Below are 20,680 nucleotides of genomic sequence, written 5' to 3'. Positions count from 1 at the left end.
ACCAAACGGGGCGAAAAGTAGCTGAAGACTTCAAAGCCACGATGACAATTGTCTTTGATGACCTCTTGCCTCAATGGAACTACACCGCCGTCCCAGAAGTTCAGGTTATTTAATCCACGTTCCTAAGCGTGCTGAAAGATTTGACTCAAACGCAAGGCTACATGATTCGAGGGTTGGCCCCAAGCGCTGAAGCCGCTCATGTGTTGGGGGAATCGCTGGGGATTGAGACCACAACCGTAGCGGGCCTATTGGTTTCTGATACACCTGATCAAGCACCCCAACCCACACTTTGGATTGTGGATGAGGCAGGGCTGTTGAGCATGAAGGATGCCCATGCCCTATTGCGGCGGGCGGCACTGGAGCAGGTCAGGGTCTTGCTGGTAGGGGATACCCGGCAGTTGTCAGCGGTGGAAGCGGGCAATCCCTTCAAAAGCTTGCAGGTGGGTGGAATGACCACCGCCTATCTGGAAACCCATCGGCGGCAACAGAATAGGGTGCTGCGATCGGCTGTAGAACTGGTGGCTCAGGGGCAGGTCAGCGAAGGCATTGAGATCCTGGCCCAGGCCGGATGTGTCAAGGAAGGGGATCAAACTCAGGAACGAATTCAGCAGGTGGCAGCTGATTATTTGGCGCTAGCGGCAGGGGATCGGGAGAGCACGCTAGTGCTGGCGGGAACTAATGCGGAGCGGTTGGCCCTGACTCAGGCGATGCGATCTGGGCTACGGGATGAAGGGGCTTTGGGCGCGGATAGCTTTGTGATGCAGAGCTTGCGGCGGAAGGATTTGACTACGGCTCAGGTCAGTTACCTCAAGGCCTACGCACCAGGCGATGTGCTGGTGCCGATTCAGGACTACCGAAAGCAGGGATTGATTAGAGGAGCAGTACCGGGTGGTGGCGGTGAATGCCGAGGCTCAGCAGGTGGTGCTGGAGACGCCGAGTGGATCGGTATTGTCAGTCGATCCGGCAGCGTGCCCGCGCAAAACTGTTTATACAACGCAATCGATTCAGGTAGCGGTGGGCGATCGCCTCCGATGGACACGCAATAACGCCAAAGCCAGAATCCGCAATGGACAAGGGTTTGTGGTAACGGGGCTTGAAGCCGATGGGATGGTGACTATTCAAGATAGTGCAGGGCAGACCACCACCATCAACCTCAGCGGGAATCAGTACATCGACTACGCCTGGGTGAGCACCACCTACAGCAGCCAGGGCAAGACAGCGGAGCTGGTGCTGGCGTTGCTGGGCGAAACGACGAATCGAGAAGCGTTTTATGTGGCGATCTCCAGAGCCAAGCGAGCGGTGACCTTGTACACCACCAGCCAGGCAGACTTGGAGCGGTTGGCCCAGGTGTCGCGGGCCAAGGAGAACGTGAGTGACTACGTGCCTTTAACTCAGCAGGTGATTAACCATGGACAAGTACTCGAACGGGAACAACGGAAACCAGAACCCATCCCCAGCGTTGACCCCAGAGCAGTGGGAGAGCGTATTGGAAACCGTGTTGCAGAGCAGCTTAGAGCCGCTGCGGGCCGAGATTTGCGTCAATACGCAGCGAGTTCTGCACCTCGAAGACCACGTCCAGACCTTGGGCGAGGATTTGGCGATGTGGCCGCAGCACTGGAACCAGAGCTTGGGGCGCTTGGTCGCGCAATTGCAGCATATCGTCAGCGACGACACCTCCTCCGATGCGCAGGCGACCTTGCAGGAGCAGTTGCGGCTGTTGATAGCAGCCTTGAGCAGTTGGAACGGGCAGCTCAAGATCGAGTTGGCTTTGCAGCAGCCGTTGATCGACTCGCTGGAGCGGTTGGAAGGACGGTTGGACGAGAGCAGCAAGGGGTAGATTCCCCCGAACCGCCAAAGGCGAATTCCAGGGAGCAGCTTTTGAAGCGGTGGGAGCACTACTCGGCGGGGTTACCGGCAGCGAGTTTGGATCTGCGGGTGGCGCAGCGGGCATTGCGGGATGGGTGCTCGGCTAAGGAGGTGACGCTGATGCTGGTGGCAGGGAGTGAGACGGTGAGGCTGATTTATGACAAGCAAGGTAGGAAAGAGGCGATCGCCTTTGCCCATCACATAGTTACCGTTGCTAACCTAAACCACACCTCATCTACAGTTACGAAGCACCATAGCCATGGGCTGGAGGTAAGCGACTGAAGTAGCTGTGGAGCCTTGAAGTTTTGAATCATTGCCGAAGTTGGCGGGGCGATCACGATCTAAACGGCCTTACAGCGCTGATCCCTGCCCCCTCGTTACGGAGTTTGCGAGAGACTGCTAGCTCAGCGAAAATCGCTCTGGCCAAAATGGTTTAGGGATGGGGAGTTTAGGTTGAACCGCTGACTGATTCTAGATGTGGACATATGTGAGTATGGTATTGGGCAGCTTTGGCAAGGCTGATAACCAACTTGGCTGACCCAGTGGATCTGGGCCTCGGTTAGCAAGCAGCAAGTCTCGAGGTTTTAGGGAGCACTCAGCAGAGGGAGTTTGGCACTGACGGTGGCTGGCACTGGGATACTCCAAGACCTGCTAAAGCAAAGATACGGCTCGTCATTGACTTAGCAACGACAGCACTTGATCATAAAGACAGGTGGTGGCTGACATAGTACAGCCCCTGAGCTGAAGCAAATTTCAGTATTTCATGACGGTCAATCTTTTTGCCGGGGCCTACAAGTTTTCAAGGCTTTCACACACTTATGTACGGGCATCTAGTGCAGGGAGATAATTGATGATTCAACGGCTTATTCTCGAAGATGAAGCAAACACCTATAACGTTCTGGTTGAGTCAACCTCAGCGTCTCCTGTGCGCAGCGTTGATGAGGATTTCGATTCTTACGATCCGAATACACCTAGAGGAGGTGTTCCAGGAATCCGTCAGCCTCAAATTACGCCTGAGCTGAGGGTCAAGTTGGCAGACGTACATCGCACAATCCAAGGCTATACGCAGTATGCCATTGGGGCATTTAAAGACTTGGCGATCGCAGAAGTCGAAGAGATTACTCTCCGCTTCAATCTCAAAATCACGGCGGAGGGAGGGCTGCCCATGCTCGCTAGCGGCAAAGCAGAGTCAGATTTTGCGATCGAGGTGAAGTGTAAATTCCCTACGTCTGGCTCTGAGGGCTAGCGATTGGCTCAATGATTAACCCTGTGTATGGCAGGCTTCAAAACCAGCAGAGTGCGCAATTCGATTAAAGAAGTTTGGGGAATCCCCAATGCGGGGGCATGATCTGAGCCTGGTTATCTAGGTGTGGCGGGGCTTTGGGCGATCGTGTTGGGGTATTGGCTTTGGGGTGGATGGCTTGGTGAAACTGGGCTCAAAGCAAATCGCCCTAGGAATTACGCAGGTACTCCCATGGTGACTTTGAGTTTATTGCCCACTGTTGCAGATGCCCGCCCAGATCGGTTTTCTGAGAGTCAAGAGGAACCCAGAAGAGCAGAGCTGGCTGTGCTAAGCCGTCTTTTTGAGGGGTTTGCGGATGGTGTGTTGTTACTGACCCAGGAGGGAAGCTGTCTCTATAGCAATGAGGAGGGGCGGAGGCTTTGTCAGGTTTTGAAGGAGGGGCAGCATTCTGCTGATGCTTTGCCGCTGGGGGTGTGGCTGATATGTAGGCACATGATCGAAAGCCGTAGTCTGTTTACAGATGAGGCTTTGGTACCCACTCAGACGCTTACAGGAGCTAAGGATCAGCTGGTTCGGGCTAAGGTGCAGTGGTTAGATTTGCCGCCTGACTCGGACGCTTACCTGTTGGTGTTGTTGGAAGATCAGTCTCGGTCGGCCCAGGCGACGGCGCTGCTGGAGGCGGTGCGATACAAGCTAACGCCACGGGAGAAGGATGTTTGGCTGCTGCGGCACGCGAATTGTAGCTATAAGGAAATCGCGGCGAAGCTGTTTGTCAGCGTCAATACGGTGAAACGCCATCTTAAGAGTATTTCTGCCAAACGCACGCTTGTACTTGAAGGTTGATCGTTAATGCCGCACCTCCTTTGTCCTTGCTCGTTGACAACTGATACATAGGCGTATCAGAGGGTTGTGGTACTTTATAGCTACCTATCAGCAGCGGCGGACTACTGTGGCCACCACCCAAGCCAAGCAGCGGATTACCTTTGATCAATTTTAAAGAAGTGACCAGAAGATGGCTGCAATGAGTTGATTGGCAGAGAAATTGAGAACATTCTAGACACCCGGCAGTACGTTGATAGCGTAGATTTTATTACCAAGAAGCTAGACCAAGTGATTGATCGAGAATAGTTGACTACAAAGGCTCTAGTCCATTTTTCTGGCGACTTAAACTGATACAGCCATTAAGCAGGGGCAAGAGCAGAACTACTGTTAGGTTATGGAAAACAGCATGGGCGAGGAAAAATTAGATGCCCGAGAGTCACAAGGGCTGATTTACGGTCAGTCAAGCCCAGTAAATCAGCAATATGGTGACAGACAGACTACCGACACTGGTGGGGGTGACTACTCTGGCGGAGATATTGATAAGCGCACCACCTACAATTTTTTCCTGAATTCAGAATTACCCAGCGCTATCTCGCATCAGTCCATAGAAGAATTAAGCCAAAGTCTTAGAGATCTAGCAAATGACCAAGCTGTAAAGCGTGCCTATCATGAATCGTTACCGCCAGATGCCTATGTATCTCGCCATAAAGCGACTGATGTTTTGGATATGCTAACTCAACTTCAGGAGTTCCGGCGATTGCAGGTTTTCTTGCAAAGGCTTGCGGTAGATCTTGATATTCCACATGATGTGAATAAGCAGATTGAAGAAATTAAAGACAAGCTAAAGGAAATAGAGACACAAAATCAGTCTTTTGCTCAGCCCAGTGACAACCAAAAGTCTCTCCAAGCTTATTTACAAGTTGTGTTGCGCTCCGACATTAACGTAGATAGGTTGCGCATGAATGCTTGGCTGATTCCTGACGATACAATTACTGACCCAGCCAAACGCTATCAGCCATTAGATCTTGAGGATGCTCAAAAAGGAGCGTTATGCCAGATCGAAGAGGCCCCTCAGATTTTTAACCAATTTTTGAATAAGGCTCTTGAGTGGCTGATGATACACCACTATGAATCGATGTATGAGTTGACAGTTGAAATCTTCTTGCCGCTAGACTACCTCTGCATGGGAGTAGATTGCTGGAAGCTTACTAACGATCAACCCTTTCCTGATGAATTCTTTTTGGGTGCTGATTACCAGGTAATTGTGCGTTCTCAGGAGCGTCTAGATATTCGTTACCTCAAGTCGCGACGAAACCTGTGGCGTCAGAACTGGGATAGGGTTAAGACCTATCTCGCTAAAACCCCTCAAGCTGATGATTTTGAGAACTTGGAGCAGGTTAATAGCTGTAATTGGGATCAGTTGAGTTATCGCCTTCAGCAAAAACTTGGTCTGAAGGCAACGTGTGGTCTTGATACAAACGCTAAAAAAGATATTTTCACCTGCATTTTAAAAGCAGCATCACCAATTGCTCTGTTGCCTAGAGTTGATTTGTCAGCTATGGGAAAAGGGGATGAAATTAATCGCTTAGTAACTTCCGGCCCACTTACGGAGTTACTAGCCTTGATTCAAAGAATTCGGCAGGATGCTGTGGGCGGTAGCAATCTAGAAGCACTTGGCTCACACCTGACTGTGTTGTGGGAAGATCCAAATCGACTCACACCGGATGCCTTAGCTCAGCTTAGACCACCAGAACAGTAGAAATCAGAGGTTGCAAAGTGACTGATTGGCGAATTTTCATGGGGGAGGGAGAGCCCCATAATAGAATTTTCGAACTGCCAGACCCTCCTACCTGGCGAAGCTTTGAGCGAGTATTTGAGGACGCTGATTGGGTGGATGTCCCACGGGAGTTAAGTAAACGGGACGAGATTAGAGGAAAAAGTTTTCAAGTCTCCTCTGATGATGAGGACTTGATCAATGTTGTAAACGCGGCGCTATATCTGCGGCGTCCATTGCTGGTAACGGGCAAGCCTGGCACTGGAAAGACATCGCTGGCATATCGTATTGCCTATGAGTTGAGTCTAGGGCCAGTATTGCCTTGGCCGATTACAGCTAGATCTACACTACAAGATGGTCTGTATCGTTACGATGCGATTTCGCGGTTACAGGATGTGCAGCTTAAACCCCAACAACCTGATCAGGTTAATGGGGCAAGCAGCGGTGATATTGGCCGATATATTCAGTTAGGGCCTTTGGGGACAGCGCTTTTGCCGACTGCCAGACTAGAACCTGGCAAACCACCTCAACCATTGCCGCGCATACTTTTGATCGATGAGTTTGACAAGAGCGACATTAATTTGCCCAATGATCTGCTGAATTTATTTGAAGAAGGACAGTTTGAAATTCCGGAGCTAGCACGGATGGCTCAAGATAAAGATAGAGTTCGAGTACGTACCTATGATGGCCAGCAAGTTAGCCTCAAGGCTGGACAAGTTAAATGTGCTGGCTTTCCGCTGGTTATTCTTACGAGCAATGGAGAGCGGGATTTTCCGCCTGCTTTTTTGCGGCGCTGCCTACGGCTAACAATGCCCGACCCAGATGAAAAGGCTCTGGTAGATATTGTAAAAGCTCATTTAGGAGAGGAAACCTTACAAAATGCAGCGCCACTTATAGCGCAATTCGTCAACAAGCGAATGAAGGGTGATCTTTCTCCTGACCAGCTTTTGAACGCAGTGTATCTGATTACTCGGCACTTTAGCTCGGTTGGAGAAAATCGAGAAAAGCTGATGGATGTGATATTGAAATATCTGACCAGTGCGGAGGATGGATGATTAACGGACTGGTAGCAGCACTGAGGCAAGAAATCGGTCTGTCGAGTGAGGAAATCGCAGACGTAGTTTGGCTGGCGTTGCAAATGAAATCTGTGCGGCAAGCACCCTCTAGGTCAGATGGTGGGCTTACTGATTTTGATATACGAGAGAAAATTGCAGAGAGGCTTGCTGCTAATAAGTCAAGTTTGACCTCCAACCTAGGACATACCTCTGAGCAGGGACAGGCTCCTGATGCAGCAATAAAGCCTTTTGATGCTCAATTGACTAATGAAAATGGTTTTGGAGAAGGACTATCTTTAAAGCTCCCCGATGCTCGCTCTTTGCGAGACCAACTGACTCTGGCTAAGTCATTAAGGCCTCTGCTGCGTAAAGTCAGCGCAGGGCCAAGTGCGGTTCTAGATGAAGAGGCGACAGTATCTCGAATCGCGGATGAAGGCATATGGATACCAATTTTGAAGCCAAGTTTAGAGCCATGGCTAGATTTAGCACTGGTTGTGGATGAAAGCATCTCAATGCATCTTTGGCGGCGAACAATAGAAGAACTGCAAAAGCTTTTAGCTCACTATGGAGTTTTTCGGGATATTAGATCCTGGAATTTGGTGACAGATCAAAATAATCAGATCAAGATTCAGCCGAGAGCCGGGTCTCTGAATCGTCAGAAGGTGCTACACGACCCTGGTGAGCTTATTGACCCCAATGGTCGGCGAGTAATTTTAATTGCGACAGACTGTGTCTCCCAAATTTGGCGAGACGGCTCTATATTACCAACTTTAAAGCTGTGGGCATCTAGTGGATCAATGGCCATTTTGCAAATGCTGCCAGAATGGTTGTGGGCAAGGACAGGTCTGGGGTTTGCGGCTTCTGTTCAGTTTCAATCGCTAATGCCAGGGGATAATAATCAGCAGTTAAGGGTGCAAGGGCTGTCGCCTTGGGATGACATTGATCTGAAAGCTGGAATACGAGTGCCTGTGGTGACTCTAGATCCGCAATCTTTTTCATCATGGGCAAATTTAGTCAATGCTAGCGGGGGCTCTAGATCGTTAGGATTTATTTTTGAATCGGAGAGCGTTGCTTCATTTGAGAGCATAGCCCAGTTGAATCAGTCTGTTGGAGGAAGTGCCCAAGACCATGTGCAACTTTTTCGCACGGTAGCTTCGCCAACGGCGCGGCAACTAGCAGGTTTGTTAGCTGCCACGCCAGTTATTAGTTTGCCTGTCGTTCGTATCGTTCAAGATCGACTGTTGCCTAAGTCGAGGCAGGTACATGTAGCTGAAGTATTTCTGGGCGGACTACTAAAGTCAGTAACGGAGATACAGCCAGAAACAAATCCAGACTTGGTGCAGTACGATTTTTTACAAGGAGTGCGGGATTTACTCCTCGAATCAGTTCCTCAAACAGATGCAATCAATATTTTATCTGAAGTTTCAAACTATATCGCCAGACGGATGGGGTTAACTGTAGAAGAGTTTAGTGGGGTTCTGAGGAGTCAAAACCAAGCCACTTCACTAGGTCTGGAACATGAAATCCGACCGTTTGCGATAATTTCTTCTCAAATTTTAGAGAGCTTGGGCGGTCAATATGCTGAGTTTGCTCGGGAAATAAAAGAGCAATTTACTGATGAAATCGCTGAGAAGAGTGACCAGAATGAACCTGTAATGGTTAACGGCACTATGATGCAGTGGTTTCATTGGTACACTCCTGCTGATGGCAGCCACTGGAATCGACTAAAAGAGGAAGCTGGGGCTTTAGCCAAAGCTGGCTTTACAGCCCTCCGACTTCCCCCAGCCTTCAAAGGGATAGGCGGTGGCTACGATGTGGGCTATGGAGTGTATGACTTATTTGATTTAGGAGAATTTGACCAGCAAGGCACGGTAAGAACTAAATATGGAACGAAGGACGAATATGTTAGTGCTATAGAGGCATGCCATGATGTCAAAATTGACGTTTATGCAGAGGTGGTATTTAGTCGTAAAATGGCTGCCGATTTTGAAGAAGAATTTGATGCAGTACCCTATGATCCAGGTAATCGATCTCGGGCTTTAGGCGAATCTCAGAAAATAAAATCATGGACAGGTTTTAATTTTCCTGGTCGAGGAGACAAATACTCCAGCATGAAATGGCATTGGTGGCATTTCATTAGGCTTGATTATAATAGCTATGAGCCAGACTTGAAAGCGTTCTGGGTAATAGGTGATAAACTTCTAGATAAAACAGAAAACAACCTTGAACTTGGTAGTTTTGATTACCTCATGGGTTGTGATATAGATGTGAATCATCCTGAGGTCATAGCTGAACTAAATTACTGGGGACAGTGGCTTATTGATCTAGTTGGCATTGATGGCTTTTTTATAGAGGGAATTGGCCATGAAAATATTGATTTCTTCAAAGAGTGGATGACTCATCAAGAAAATTATGTTGATCGAGAGCTTTTCTTTTTTGGCGAACGATGGAGTCAGACTTTAGAAGAGATAAAATGGGGTATCGAGAAATCAGATGAGCGGTTAAACTTTTCTGATATTCCTCTGCACTACAACTTTTCTCGAGCTAGTAGAGTTGGCCTAGACTACGATATGCGCACCATTCTGGAGGGTACTCTTATGCAAGAGTACCCTCGATTTGCTATAACCTTCGTGGATGATCATAATACCCAGCCTCTTCAAGCACTAGAGTCTACAGTTGAGTCATGGTTTAAGCCTTTAGCCTACGCCATTATTTTATTGCGAATGCAAGGCTATCCTTGCATTTTTTATCCTGACTATTATGGAGCCAATTATGTAGATAAAGGGCGCGACGGGAACGAATATGAGATTTGGATGGACTCTCACAAATGGATTATTGATCGCTTCTTAATTGCCCGCCAGAGATATGCTTACGGTCCCCAGTATGACTATTTCGATCATCCTTCCGTCATTGGCTGGACTCGTCTTGGCAACGAACAGAACCCTCGTGCCATGGCAGTGCTCATGAGCAATGGCGACGTAGGCAGAAAATGGATGGATGTTGGTAAGCCATTGACAAGATTTACTGATCTAACTGAACATATCTCGCGCGAAGTCTATACCAACAATGATGGATGGGCTGAATTCTTCTGTAATGGTGGTTCTGTTTCAGTGTGGATTGAAAGCTCCTAGACATTCAAATACTCGACCTGGATTAAAGCTTTGCTATTTTGATATGTTTCCTCCGGCATAGTCGCCACCGCCTGTATTGATATTTGTTGTATTCCCAAACTGCTGAGTAATAGAACTCTTTCCCCCAGGGTTCAAAATCGTGCCTGATGAATCGCTTAAATTGATACTGCTGATACCACTATCTGAACTTTCCTTTTCTGCTGTTTCAGATGCAGCAGCAGGCTCTTGCTGCAATTGATCTTTTACTGCCGAGTTGGTGAGTAGAACCAGTTTCTGGCTTTCCTTAAGTCCAATTAACTGTGATTTAGCAAGGTCAAAAGAAAACTCAACCGTGTCTCCTTCTCCAAGCGTTTCGTAAAAGGCAATCGCAAACTCAATTGCAGCCTTATCGCCAATCGCCTGATTCATCCCAATAACGTAAGGTACGAATTGATTAATGGCCTTGGCTTGTACCTCTGAATAGCAGGCATTTAAGACCACGCATTCTAACCCCTTGCTTACAAATAGCCTGAACATCTCTGCTATTTGCTCAGTTTGCAAGAATTGTGCTTTGCCATCGTTATTTTCTAGAACAATTCCATGATCGCCGCCACCATGACCACTAAAGTGAACAATTTGAGGCTTAATTCTCGCCATATGTCGGCGAAAGTCTCGTAATCGCACTGCCCCTTGATTTATCAGCTCAAATTGATCACGTTGAGACGATTGCCTCAGCCCATCGTCAATATCTCGAACTTCCTGATCTAAGCGAAGTCGGGCTGTGTCATGCGGATTTGCTGACAATATCAAAATCCGTTTCATTGGTGCATCCTAGGTGTACAAGCTAAAAAGCAAAGAGACTCGATATTTTTTAACGTCAGGTTTCACTTAAAATAAGTTATTTCTCAGTTCTGCCAGGGGAGCGATCATCATCAGATGTTGCCCCTTCGTCCGCACTAGGTTTTACCAAATCTCGAATTGCATCAGGCTGCTGACCTGCCTCAGGTTCAGGATCAGAGAGTATGTCTCGCTCAGTTTTAGTTGGGGAGCGATCGCCATCCTCTTCTCCACTTTGCTGAGCACTAGGAACGACTAATTCCCTGACAACCTCAGAGTTTTCTAATTCCTTATTTTCTTCCATCATAGTTACTGCACCCTTAACGTGTGGATAATCTAAACTTCAACTTTCACTGCACCCAACGCCCGCAGAACCTCAACCTGGGGCAGCAGTCAGTCCCGTAGCCCCCATAATATTCATGCCTTCATAGGGGCGATTACTTCTTAATACCCTTAAACAATCTCCCGTTTCAGTATTCCAGATTCTAATCGTGCCATCTTCACTACAACTCGCCAGCACCTGCCCATCACTGCCAAACGCCACCGACCACACAATCTGGCTATGCCTACTGATACCCGCAAGAATCCACGGCACTAGTTTTCTAGCGGGTGATGGCTAGAATGCAGGCAGTGATTGTCTTCATCTTGCCTTCGGTGTAGGATCCGTGACCCCAGGGGTAAGTGCGCGAGTTGTTTTGCCTAATTTTTATGCTGGCCATGTTGACACCTACCGCATGGTAACCTTTAGAAACCCTTAGCTTTTGCCTGATCCAATCAAAATACTCGGAGATTAAATCGTGACAGTTCATTGTTTTATGCCTTAATAGTTAGTATTCAAAGTTCTAAGTCCAATCCGCCACGTCGGCGGTGCGCTCTAGCTTCAGAGAGACGGGCTGAGTGAGCCGGTGGGCAGCTTTAGTTGTTTGGAAAAATCGCGGCGAATCAAGGCTGAATGAGCCTTCAGACGTCACCTGCTTTTGCAAAGCCACCCAATAGCGAACCATGAGGCGATCGCGCTCGCCGGACAGGGCTTCTGCAACACTGTCCTGCTGTGCCTCAGTCAAGTTGACGCTGAAAACAGCGGCGTAGGGCGGATAGCCCGAGGAGCCGCTAGTGCCTAAAACCTGAGGCTTCTCCGCTTTGGGGGTGAGCACCAAGGACACCTCCTCAACGGTTACGGGAGCAAACGCCACCTGAAGGGTTGCTGGGTCTACATCGCTGCACTGCTCGGCCAGAGCGGCCCGCAGTTCATCAAGCTGCAGGGGACTCAGACACCACTGACTGGTTAGCTGCAAAAAGCCTTTTTCGCCAACCTTCATCAGGGAAATCGCAGTTCTGCTCTGGGCATCTCGCTGGGGAACGGGTGCGCCGGGCACATAGTAGAACCGGGTAGGCGCGGCAGCATAACGAAAGCAGTGGATATCTTGGTAGACAAATTCTTCGAAAAAATCAGTCATAGTCTGACTCCTTCATTTTGAGAAAGGATTTGGAACCATCAAAAAACCACCAAGGTGTTCAGTCCCTTTGATTTCGTGGGGGCTGCCTTCAGACGAAAAATAGTTTACTTGATACTGATAGGTTCTATGACTTGGATTAAGTAGCCTAAGCCTCCAGATTTGAGCTTCACCACTTGGTTTTACAGTAAAGGTATTGCTAATTGCTACGTCTTGAGCCTCGTCTTGATAGGTCAAGGTAACTTCAGCTTTCTCAATGTCAGAGTGCTTTAATAGATAGCTAAGGATTGTAACTTCAAAGAACATAAAAAGAGAGTTGAGTGAAACTAAGAAGAACCTTTCAGTCCATTCTTCCCAAGGAAATAAAATATGGTTTGACTGACCCTGCCAGGACGATTCAGGCCTAAATAAAACCTCTAATTTGCTGCGATAACCCAGACTTCCCCAGTCTGGCCAGTCTTGAATCTCCCACTCCTCTCTGTTGCTAAAGAACGAATGCTGATAGATTTTGCCTTGGCAATCAATCTCGATAGTTATCTTTTCAATATCCAAGGCGTCAAACTCTTCTAAAACCATGGCTGTTAGCACAGTTTTCTTTAGACAAGCGTCAAGATAAATTGCAGAAACTAGGTCCTCTGCCGAAGTAGAAGCAATGCTGAATAAAGATAGCTCCTCAAGGGAAACATCGAACTCAACTAAATCATTTTCATGCTCTCCTGGTGACACAGACTGTCTAAAGCTGAGCATTCTCTCCAGTGTTGAGCGCAGGCTTGATTCAATGGTGGCGACCATTCTCTCTCGCTCACTCTCCTCAAAAGGACGCTCAAATGCCATAAAAATAGATTTATTGGCCCAGCGTTGAACGTCCTCGACGATACGAATTCGATCCCTAACCGAAGCCAAGAGGAACTGACTAGCCTGTTGATGAAGAGCCTCTATGAGGATCGAGATCTCCTCACCTGACATCTGATCAGATTCAATGGTAATTTGGCTAACCTCCAAATCCTTGACTCTCATTTCAAGGGAAGGCTCTGCCAAGTTAGACCAGCCAGATTGAGTTTCAGAATAGGTAATGAGCGGACTTTCGGCGAAATACTGCTTGGCATCAAAGGTGACGGATGCCAAGAGACTTGACGTTTGACCTAATGTTGTCAGACTTGTTGCCGTTACGGATAGCGTTGATGCTTCAAACCAGTCGCTTTCTAATTGGCCAACTTGTATAGGCGTGAGTTCTACCACAAAGAACGCTATGTTGTCTTGAACTGTGACGCTTTCAACAGGAGAGCTCAGCCATGGTGTACGCAAAGTGGCTTTTCCGGCGTTGATGGTCAGAGGTAATGGTTGAACAACCGAAGGATTTTCTTCGGCTATATCAGGCTGAAGGGCTTGATTGTTGAGTCTACGGGTGACTGTAGATAGTTTCTCAGCGGGAACAAACAACTCTATAGCGAAAAGACAGAGCCCCCCTCCTCTGGCCGTGGTGGCAGTAGGGTTACTCCACATAGGGAGGCGGTATTTCAAGAGTTTAATCAGGGGTTTGCCATGACGATCTGTCCCGAAGCGACCAGCGCTGGGTAGAACATGAATGATTGTGTCGCTCTGCTGGTCTTGATATATCTGTAAGCCATCAATTTCTGAGCGGTTTCTGGTATTTAACATGGGTTTTTACTCTGTGAAGATAGTTGTTTGATTGGGTAAATCACCGCAGGATTTTTGGGTCTCAGCTAGGGTGAGGCGGAAACATGATCAGATCGACATCTGAAGGTTTTTCTTCTGTGTTGACCTCAGTGCCATCGCTCAAAACCCTACGAGCGCTCCATCGATAGGGGCCGGGGGAGATTGAGAGCGTTTGGGGCGCAGTGCTGGTAATTACGGCGGTTCTCACCTGCTCTCCTTGGGCCAGGGTGAGGTCAATTTGACGGGTTGTCGTTGCGTCGAAGTAGATAGGCAAAATCTGCACGTCGCGCCGGGGCAATCCTGCTATCGAGATGACAATCACCCTGTCATCGGTGGTGTGCCACGGGCTTTGTTCAAAACGACCATCGGCAAAGCTGGCGTGGTAGCGCCAGGCCACAGCGGTTGGGGCGGCATCGCGGGCGGGGGCCTTCCACTGGGCTAGGGTATCGGGCTGGGTTAGCTCTAGCGTTTCTTCAAAGCAGACATCCCCATCGCAGTGGCGCAAATCTACCATCACCGCACTAACGTCATCCCAGCCGCTGCCCTGGGGTACGAGGGTGACTTGGCGTTGGGGAATTGCCAAGGGCTCACTGACGACGAGCTGGTCACCGGCAATCTCTACGGTCTGTTCAACGGATAGCCCCTGGTAGGACAGATAGGTCAGGGTAGCGGTCACGGTGCCGCGAATGCCGTTAAGGGGCCGATGCCAAAGGTCGCTGGGATTTTGCTGGTCGAGCTTGACCACATGGGAAACCGGGGCTAAGCCTGGAAGGGTATGCTCTAGCTCAACTCGCACTGACTGCCAGCGCTGCGTTAGGTCGAGGCCCGCCGCTAAGACCTCCAGGTCTAGGTGCGAGGGCAGGGTAACTGAGATGACAAGCCCATGGCCTGACTGGCCCGATCGCCAGTCAGACCAATCGCCGACCGGTTGAATTTTGGCTTTGGCTCGATAGCGCCACCGAAAGGTGGCGGCCGGTGGCGGCAGGAATTTTTCTTGCCCATCGCTAATCGCGAGTTCCACCGGGTCGCCATCAGCGGGCTGAAGTTGCACATCGACTCGTTCTAACGCCCCTTCAAAGTTGCCTAGTACCTGGATAGATAGAGGCGGGCGGTTACCCAGATCGTCGCCATCAAGCTGGATATCGTGCACGACATCCCAGTGCTGAACTTTATCAACCGCGTCGTCCAGGGTGCCAGCCAGGTGGATGGGCCAGGGCACTAGGTCAGAGGTGGTGGCCTGAACTAACAGATCCTGGCCCTGGTCAAAGCGTTCAGCCAGCTGAGCGATCGCCCATTCCCGCAGGGCGGCTTCCACCGCTGCATCGGCCACCCCCTCGATGGTGATGCGGGCGCTGGCGGCGGTTACGGCCCGTTTGACCAAAGTTTGTTCTTCGCCCTGAACAGACTGCAAGCGGTGCTGAATCTCAGCTCTATCGGCGATCGCGACCACCTTGGCAGCGGGTAGCCGCACCATTACGGTGCCCCGCCAGGTGAGCTGCAAGGGGGAGGTGGTCGTTCCTTCAAGTAGGGAGGCGAGTAACTCGGCGGTGGTTGGGGGCAAATCGAGGGAGAGGCCGGTGGGGCCATGGCCAGCGGTAAAGACCTCTGCGATCGCCGGTGCCATCCCCGGCGCATCGAGCTGAAGCTGGGCAGTCACCCAGGGAAAGGGTTGCACCTTCGCCGGATCAACCCCAGCAGCAGCGAGGGCTTCAGTCTCAGGGCTGAGGTCAATCTCCAGACTCAGCCGGGCTCCGGTGATTGGACTGTCGGCCATACTGGCCCCAGGGGCATGCCAGCGGGTCAGGCTGAGGCGAGGCCGGCCATCGCCGTGGCGAGCCAGGCGGGGGCGAGCGGCAACGGCATAGATGCAATCGCGATCACTGTCATCTCGGGCGAGGACTAGGGGGCTAGGGGTCTCAAGCGGTAGGGTCAGCATGGCTAAAGGTCGACCTCCACAAGTTCTCCCTGGCCCTGATGGGCCTGGGGTGCAGTTAACACGGCGGTGCGCCCATCAGCAGAGCGAGGCACATGGCGCGTGCGGTAGGCAATTTGAGGCGGCTGAAAGCGGTTTTGGCGGCGCACTGCCCAGGTCAACTCCGCCCCGGCCTCTAGGGTGCGCCAGGGGCCAGAGTCAATTTGCACCGCTAGATAGGCCGCCCGTTCTAAAAGGTTGGCGGGGGCGCGCAGGGTGACTACCACCACCTCCCCTACCCCTAATTCCCCCGTGCCGAGGGTCAAGCCCTGGGGGCCGATCGCCAGATTGCCTAGAGAAACAGCTTCTCCTGAGGGTAGTAGGGCACTGACGACAACTGTAGGGGGCAATGTGCGGCCCACCGCCCAGGCTTCGGGAGCGGCGGGAGTGAGGGTTAACCGCCGCTGCCCAATCTGCACCTCTAAGGATTTGACCTGGCTGAAGACCTCTGGCTCAGCCCTAAACCGAAGCGGTCTAAGGCCGACATTGGCCGCCGTTAGCTCAATCAATTGAGTGCCTGGGCGCAGGTCAGTTTCTACCAGGGTTGGCCCCTGGGCGGTTATCACGGCGGCGCGCACCTGCCAGCGCAGGTTGAGCTCTTCAAAGGTCTCTCGAATGAAGCGCAGCCGAGCTGAGCTGGGTTCGCCGAGGCGAAATTCATGACTGATTAGCCCGGATGGCCCGCCGGTAAAAATGTCTACCGTCAGGCTGGTGAGGCCCCCAGGGGCCAGGGCCAAATCGTTAACTATATAAAGATCCGCCGCTTCAAAGGGGGCGGGAACTTGAATATCTACTAAATGGCGATCGGGGTCGGGCTGGGCGGCCAAAAAGTCTGACCAAGACCAGCGCAGGCCAAGGGTTTGGTGTTGCAGGGTGGGCACTTGCAAGCTGAGGCTGACCAGGTCAGGGCCATCTGCCAGTAGACTCCAGCCGTCGGGGGCGGCGGCAAACAGCCGGGGGCCGAGCTGCTGGGCGATCAGCCGCAGGGCGTCATCACTGGGGGGGGGGAGGGCTCCGGGTGCCAGGGGATACCAGGTGAACAGGTCTGGGGAGAGTTCTAGGAAAGCCGTTTGCACCGCCTCCCAAGGAACGGGGTTGTGGCCCAGGAGGGCGGTGAACTGGGCCTGAAGGACGGCAGCCTCTGCACTGACCCGCCAGGGATAGGCAGGCGTCATCCCCTGAAAGGTCAGCTCCACCTCGACATCCACTAGGTTTTCGCCCCGGTTGTTGAGCTGTCGAGCAATGGCCATTTCCAGGGGGCTAAAGGCAAGGTTGCAATCGACCGTGGCATTGCGATCGAGCGCCAGGGGCTGCCAGTGGCCGCATTCGTCGGTGGTCGGGGTGTGCAGCCGCAGTCGAAAGCGCCCCCTGCTGAAGGGAATCTGGCGGTCTTGGGAGGATAACTCTGGCCAGGTGGCACCCAGCCGCAGGTGCATCAGCCCCCCCTCTGCGCTGCGAATCAGGATCGCCTGGGGCACCCCATCGTCCCCAGGCAGGGGGGCGAGACCGATCGGCAGACGATAGTGGATGGCGTTATCCCCATCATCGGGATAGCCCGCCTTGGTGAGATTGAGGACTAGCATCAGAAATCCAGCTGAGCAACAACGGCAGGCACCTTGAGTACACCCTCGACCCCACGCCGTTCTAGCCAGCCGGTGCGGGCTCCTTCGCCACTGCTGGTGAGGTTAGTCACGCGGTAAAAGTAGCGCTGCTGATCGTCATTGGTACCCAAGATTTGATCGATCAGGCGGCCCACCAGGGTTACCTCTGCGGTTTCGTCTCCGGGGGTGAGGGTGACCCGCGTGCCGTCATCAAACTCGACCAGCAGACCGCTGAGGGCTTCGCCGTCAATGGTTTTGTTGGCCTGAAATGTCCCTTCCAGGGCCTGAACCGTGAGGGGAAAGCTGAGGGCGTCGTAGCCCGGTTTGACCAGCAGCAGCTTGAGCAGGGCTTTGAAATCGGGTTGAACCTCGCCAAAGAGGGTGGGCTCCGCCGGAATTGCCCCAGCCGCCCCGGCGGGCACCTGGTAATCGAGGGCGATGACTTCCTGGGATTTTAAGACCTGGCTAATTAGCGCGGCGGGATTGACGGCGCTAATGCCAGCCGCACTGGCCGACGGCTGCTCTAGAATCTGCGTAATTCTGACTGGGCTTTCTAGCCGGTTGCGCACCATGAACCGGTGGCCGCCCTCCTGGCCTGGCACTGGCCCGGCATAGCTGATCTCAAAGCACCTTGGGCTTTCTTCAAAGAACGACAGGCGCACGGGGCTTTGGGTGAGGGTGCCGTCGAATAGGGTGTAGTCTACCCGGCCACCAATGCCGCCCGTTGGCTGGGTGAGGGTTTGCTGCCACAGGTTGGTGAAGGCGTTGTAGTCGAGCTCGAAGTTGTCGGTGATGGCGGTGCTGGGGTTGATTTCGACGTTCTGCCGCTGCTGCCCATCTTCTAAGTAGGGCAGGGTTAAAGAGAGCTGGGCATCGCGCGGCACAATGGGGGTGAGGCGAGCGCCCGGAATCGCTCTCTGGGCCAGTTCCATCACGTCGGGGTCGATCCAGGGTTCGAGGCGATAGACCACCGCCATGCGAAATAGCACGTCGGCCTCCTGGTCGTTGGTAGTGGTGCTGAAGTCACTCGGCAGAAATTGAATGGCGGGTAGAAAGGGGGGCTGGGTATCCCGCTGGAGGCGAAACTCTGAGGGGGCAATGTAAACCACCTCCCGCATCAGATTGTCTTGGTAGACCAGGTGGGTGGTGCCGTCGGTCTCCCGCAGCAGTAGGGGCAGCAGTAGGTGGGGGCCGCTGCTGACAAAACCCTCGGTTACGTAAACGGCGGGATGCTGGAGGGGATCAAAGCTAAAGGGCAAAATTTGCTGGTTGCTGAGTTCTATATCTACAATGGCGGGCTGGCAAAAGCGATCGAGCGGCATGACCGTGGGCACCATGGACTGGTTGTGGATCATCAGGTCGCTGGCCAGAACCGCCTGGGAGAGCTGGGGGGTATTGACCCGCGCCATAGTGTCGGCGGTGATCTGGGGTTTCATGGCGATCGCCCCTGCCGACCCCTGAACCGCCGCTGCCATCATTGCCGGGTTTGCGATCGCCACCGGCTTGGCCACAACCGCCTGGGCAGTTACCGCGCTGGGCAGGGGGGTGGCCATGGCCCGCATCACCGCTGGGCTGGCTGTCACCTGGGGGGGGGCCGCTTTAGCAAAGGAGGTCATCGCCGGGGCAGCAGCGGTGGCCATGAGGGGCATCATTCTCGTGTTGGCGGAGACCGCAGCGGTATTCAGCGATTTCACCCGTAGGTTTTGTTGGGCCAAGCCGGGGTTGAAGGTAATGGCTGGATGGGGGATGACCTCTGACAGCACCTGGCGGGTAGCCTCGATGCGCATGGTCTCTTCCGGTCGGGGAATGGCCAGTTTAACCTGGGCCGAGGACTGAGCTTTAGAGGGGGGGCGCACGGTTAGCCGTCGGGTATCGAGCACCTTAGTCACCAGGGCCTGCTTGCGCTTTAAGACATCGGCCTGTTCATATTCGGTCACCTGGCCCACAAACACCTGTCGCCAGGTGCGCAAGCCCACCGGAGCTTTGATATTGATTTCCAGGGCGGGGGCGTACTCAGGCTGCTTCATGGCCTGATACACCGTGTCAAACTGCGCCTTGTCGGTGAAGATCGTGATGGAGCGGGCCACATTGCCATCGAGCCGCTCCAGGGGTTGGAGGGCGATCGCCTGCTCTCCGCCATTGGTGCCGGTTGAAGCCTGATCTTTGATCGGAATTCTGTACCGCAGCGTCAAATCAGCGGTGTGCTCCATGATCTTGAGCCGAATGTTGGCCGTGGTCACCGGGGCTGTCCAGGTGGTGGTGATGGTGAGCCGACCTTTTTCGCCACTGCCTTTTTCGCCGTAGCGCAGTTCTACCGCTGGCTGCCCCGTCGGCATGGTCGAGATTTGATAGTGGGGCAGATAAAATTTCAGCGATGCATCTGCGGCGGAGCTGTAGAGCTGGTTGGGCTGAAGAGCGCCGATATTGTCTTGCCCCTCGACGATGGGGCGATCGAGGCCGGTGGGGGGTTTAGGGGTTACTACCTGGTAGTCTTTCAGGCGGTGGCTGGCATCTAAGACCTGATTCAGCTTGATCGCTTGAAGATTGCGATCGACAACAAACATGGCATTCTGCATGGGGGTTTTCCTCAAAATTCTGATGACCAGAAAAAGACTAAAAAATTCACCTGGGCCATGAATTGAGGCCAACCCATGGCAGCACTGTTGTGATAATTGTCATCCCAGATTTTTCTCTGGCTAGTCCTTAGTCTGGGACTATTTATTGTTAGGTTTTAGCCTTGCAACCGTGGAAAGCCTCAACGGCAAAAAGCCAGGTAATAGCCAAGTGATGACGCGCGATAGTCTTTGGGATAAAGGCTTACTTAGCATGATGACTTGCACAGACTTCTGCAAACAGTACCCGCGCGGGTACTGTTAGGGCTGCGGAGCCAACTCCTATACTGCGAAGTATTCATAAAGTTTTTTCAGTTTGTCAGGGCCGCCATTTTTCAGGATCAGACTTATTAGTTAACCCAAAGGCATAATCTCAGATCTGATCCTGAATAAATTCAATTTAGACCCCTTGCTCTCCATTTTTTCTTTCTCTAGAGTCTGTAATCAAGCTTAGGGATTGCTCAATTTGACTCTTCGTGTTTGTGTTTCCCAATCTAAGTCAATCTCTGGTTTTTAGCTCGAGCCTTATTTTTGGCTGGGGAAAATTAATTTTGTCATCAATGCGCATTGCTTTAGAGCAAGTGCAGCTGGCCTAGAGAGCTGATCTCCCTGGGCCAGAGAAAGATACCCAACGAAATTCTTGACTTTGTATTTGCA

Annotated in this window: 15 protein-coding genes and 1 pseudogene; 8 read left to right on the top strand and 8 right to left on the bottom strand. The window is 51.9% G+C overall.

The genetic code is table 11. The features are described 5' to 3' along the window. Window positions 1-125: 125 nt before the first annotated feature. The 8 genes and pseudogenes from VB780_RS24700 to VB780_RS24665 all read left to right on the top strand — a co-directional run. Window positions 126-1,046 (top strand): annotated as a pseudogene (locus VB780_RS24700) (AAA family ATPase); the annotation flags it as partial. A 362-nt stretch (window positions 1,047-1,408) separates the two neighbouring features. Beyond that, window positions 1,409-1,837: a hypothetical protein gene (locus VB780_RS24695; RefSeq protein ID WP_323353847.1), complete on the top strand. Its 429-nt coding sequence runs from the start codon at window positions 1,409-1,411 to the stop codon at window positions 1,835-1,837. A 41-nt stretch (window positions 1,838-1,878) separates the two neighbouring features. Next, on the top strand, window positions 1,879-2,148 hold the full coding sequence (locus VB780_RS24690) for a hypothetical protein (RefSeq protein WP_323353846.1): 270 nt from the start codon (window positions 1,879-1,881) through the stop codon (window positions 2,146-2,148). Window positions 2,149-2,716: 568 nt separating this feature from the next. Next, window positions 2,717-3,112, top strand: a complete 396-nt coding sequence (locus VB780_RS24685; RefSeq protein ID WP_323353845.1) for a CU044_2847 family protein — start codon at window positions 2,717-2,719, stop codon at window positions 3,110-3,112. A 228-nt stretch (window positions 3,113-3,340) separates the two neighbouring features. Beyond that, a complete protein-coding gene (locus tag VB780_RS24680) occupies window positions 3,341-3,952 on the top strand; it encodes a helix-turn-helix transcriptional regulator (RefSeq protein ID WP_323353844.1) in 612 nt (203 codons plus the stop codon). Between the two features lie 373 nt (window positions 3,953-4,325). Further along, window positions 4,326-5,690: a hypothetical protein gene (locus VB780_RS24675; RefSeq protein ID WP_323353843.1), complete on the top strand. Its 1,365-nt coding sequence runs from the start codon at window positions 4,326-4,328 to the stop codon at window positions 5,688-5,690. Window positions 5,691-5,707: 17 nt separating this feature from the next. Further along, window positions 5,708-6,760, top strand: a complete 1,053-nt coding sequence (locus VB780_RS24670; protein ID WP_323353842.1) for a MoxR family ATPase — start codon at window positions 5,708-5,710, stop codon at window positions 6,758-6,760. Continuing rightward, entirely contained in the window at window positions 6,757-9,891 is a 3,135-nt protein-coding gene (locus VB780_RS24665) for an alpha-amylase (protein WP_323353841.1), read from the top strand. Before VB780_RS24670 ends, VB780_RS24665 begins: the two co-directional genes overlap by 4 nt. A gap of 33 nt (window positions 9,892-9,924) precedes the next feature. On the opposite strand, the gene VB780_RS24660 is transcribed toward VB780_RS24665, so the two are convergent. The 8 genes from VB780_RS24660 to VB780_RS24630 all read right to left on the bottom strand — a co-directional run bounded on the left by VB780_RS24660 (window position 9,925) and on the right by VB780_RS24630 (window position 19,987). After that, window positions 9,925-10,692, bottom strand: coding sequence for a CHAT domain-containing protein (locus tag VB780_RS24660; RefSeq protein ID WP_323353840.1), 768 nt, complete (start codon window positions 10,690-10,692; stop codon window positions 9,925-9,927). A gap of 76 nt (window positions 10,693-10,768) precedes the next feature. Next, the gene (locus VB780_RS24655) at window positions 10,769-11,014 is read right to left on the bottom strand and encodes a hypothetical protein (RefSeq protein ID WP_323353839.1); all 246 of its coding nucleotides are present in this window, start codon (window positions 11,012-11,014) and stop codon (window positions 10,769-10,771) included. 69 nt (window positions 11,015-11,083) lie between these two features. Continuing rightward, a complete protein-coding gene (locus VB780_RS31490) occupies window positions 11,084-11,302 on the bottom strand; it encodes a WD40 repeat domain-containing protein (protein WP_416349259.1) in 219 nt (72 codons plus the stop codon). A gap of 247 nt (window positions 11,303-11,549) precedes the next feature. Continuing rightward, the gene (locus VB780_RS24650; RefSeq protein WP_323353838.1) at window positions 11,550-12,164 is read right to left on the bottom strand and encodes a hypothetical protein; all 615 of its coding nucleotides are present in this window, start codon (window positions 12,162-12,164) and stop codon (window positions 11,550-11,552) included. A gap of 12 nt (window positions 12,165-12,176) precedes the next feature. Further along, window positions 12,177-13,820 carry a hypothetical protein gene (locus VB780_RS24645; RefSeq protein ID WP_323353837.1) on the bottom strand — a complete coding sequence of 548 codons (1,644 nt, stop codon included), beginning with the start codon at window positions 13,818-13,820 and terminating at the stop codon, window positions 12,177-12,179. A gap of 61 nt (window positions 13,821-13,881) precedes the next feature. Next, window positions 13,882-15,774 carry a hypothetical protein gene (locus VB780_RS24640; protein WP_323353836.1) on the bottom strand — a complete coding sequence of 631 codons (1,893 nt, stop codon included), beginning with the start codon at window positions 15,772-15,774 and terminating at the stop codon, window positions 13,882-13,884. Window positions 15,775-15,776: 2 nt separating this feature from the next. After that, window positions 15,777-17,393 (bottom strand): hypothetical protein, encoded by a 1,617-nt coding sequence (locus VB780_RS24635; protein ID WP_323353835.1) that lies wholly within the window; start codon window positions 17,391-17,393, stop codon window positions 15,777-15,779. Then, window positions 17,393-19,987 carry a hypothetical protein gene (locus tag VB780_RS24630; RefSeq protein WP_323353834.1) on the bottom strand — a complete coding sequence of 865 codons (2,595 nt, stop codon included), beginning with the start codon at window positions 19,985-19,987 and terminating at the stop codon, window positions 17,393-17,395. Before VB780_RS24630 ends, VB780_RS24635 begins: the two co-directional genes overlap by 1 nt. Between the last annotated feature and the right edge of the window lie 693 nt (window positions 19,988-20,680).

Origin of the sequence: Leptolyngbya sp. CCNP1308 (genome assembly GCF_034932455.1) — a bacterium.
GTDB lineage: Bacteria > Cyanobacteriota > Cyanobacteriia > Phormidesmidales > Phormidesmidaceae > Nodosilinea.
The sequence above is the reverse complement of the archived record's forward strand: the minus strand, read 5'-3'. Positions and strand labels throughout refer to the sequence as shown.

What these genes read in the sequence shown, in the direction of transcription:
- VB780_RS24665 (WP_323353841.1), top strand. Translation starts at nt 6,757, where the DNA reads ATGATTAACGGACTGGTAGCAGCACTGAGGCAAGAAATCGGTCTGTCG.
- VB780_RS24650 (WP_323353838.1), bottom strand. Translation starts at nt 12,164, where the DNA reads ATGACTGATTTTTTCGAAGAATTTGTCTACCAAGATATCCACTGCTTT.
- VB780_RS24695 (WP_323353847.1), top strand. Translation starts at nt 1,409, where the DNA reads ATGGACAAGTACTCGAACGGGAACAACGGAAACCAGAACCCATCCCCA.
- VB780_RS24685 (WP_323353845.1), top strand. Translation starts at nt 2,717, where the DNA reads ATGATTCAACGGCTTATTCTCGAAGATGAAGCAAACACCTATAACGTT.
- VB780_RS24630 (WP_323353834.1), bottom strand. Translation starts at nt 19,987, where the DNA reads ATGCAGAATGCCATGTTTGTTGTCGATCGCAATCTTCAAGCGATCAAG.
- VB780_RS24660 (WP_323353840.1), bottom strand. Translation starts at nt 10,692, where the DNA reads ATGAAACGGATTTTGATATTGTCAGCAAATCCGCATGACACAGCCCGA.
- VB780_RS24655 (WP_323353839.1), bottom strand. Translation starts at nt 11,014, where the DNA reads ATGATGGAAGAAAATAAGGAATTAGAAAACTCTGAGGTTGTCAGGGAA.
- VB780_RS24680 (WP_323353844.1), top strand. Translation starts at nt 3,341, where the DNA reads ATGGTGACTTTGAGTTTATTGCCCACTGTTGCAGATGCCCGCCCAGAT.
- VB780_RS24675 (WP_323353843.1), top strand. Translation starts at nt 4,326, where the DNA reads ATGGAAAACAGCATGGGCGAGGAAAAATTAGATGCCCGAGAGTCACAA.
- VB780_RS24640 (WP_323353836.1), bottom strand. Translation starts at nt 15,774, where the DNA reads ATGCTGACCCTACCGCTTGAGACCCCTAGCCCCCTAGTCCTCGCCCGA.
- VB780_RS24635 (WP_323353835.1), bottom strand. Translation starts at nt 17,393, where the DNA reads ATGCTAGTCCTCAATCTCACCAAGGCGGGCTATCCCGATGATGGGGAT.
- VB780_RS24645 (WP_323353837.1), bottom strand. Translation starts at nt 13,820, where the DNA reads ATGTTAAATACCAGAAACCGCTCAGAAATTGATGGCTTACAGATATAT.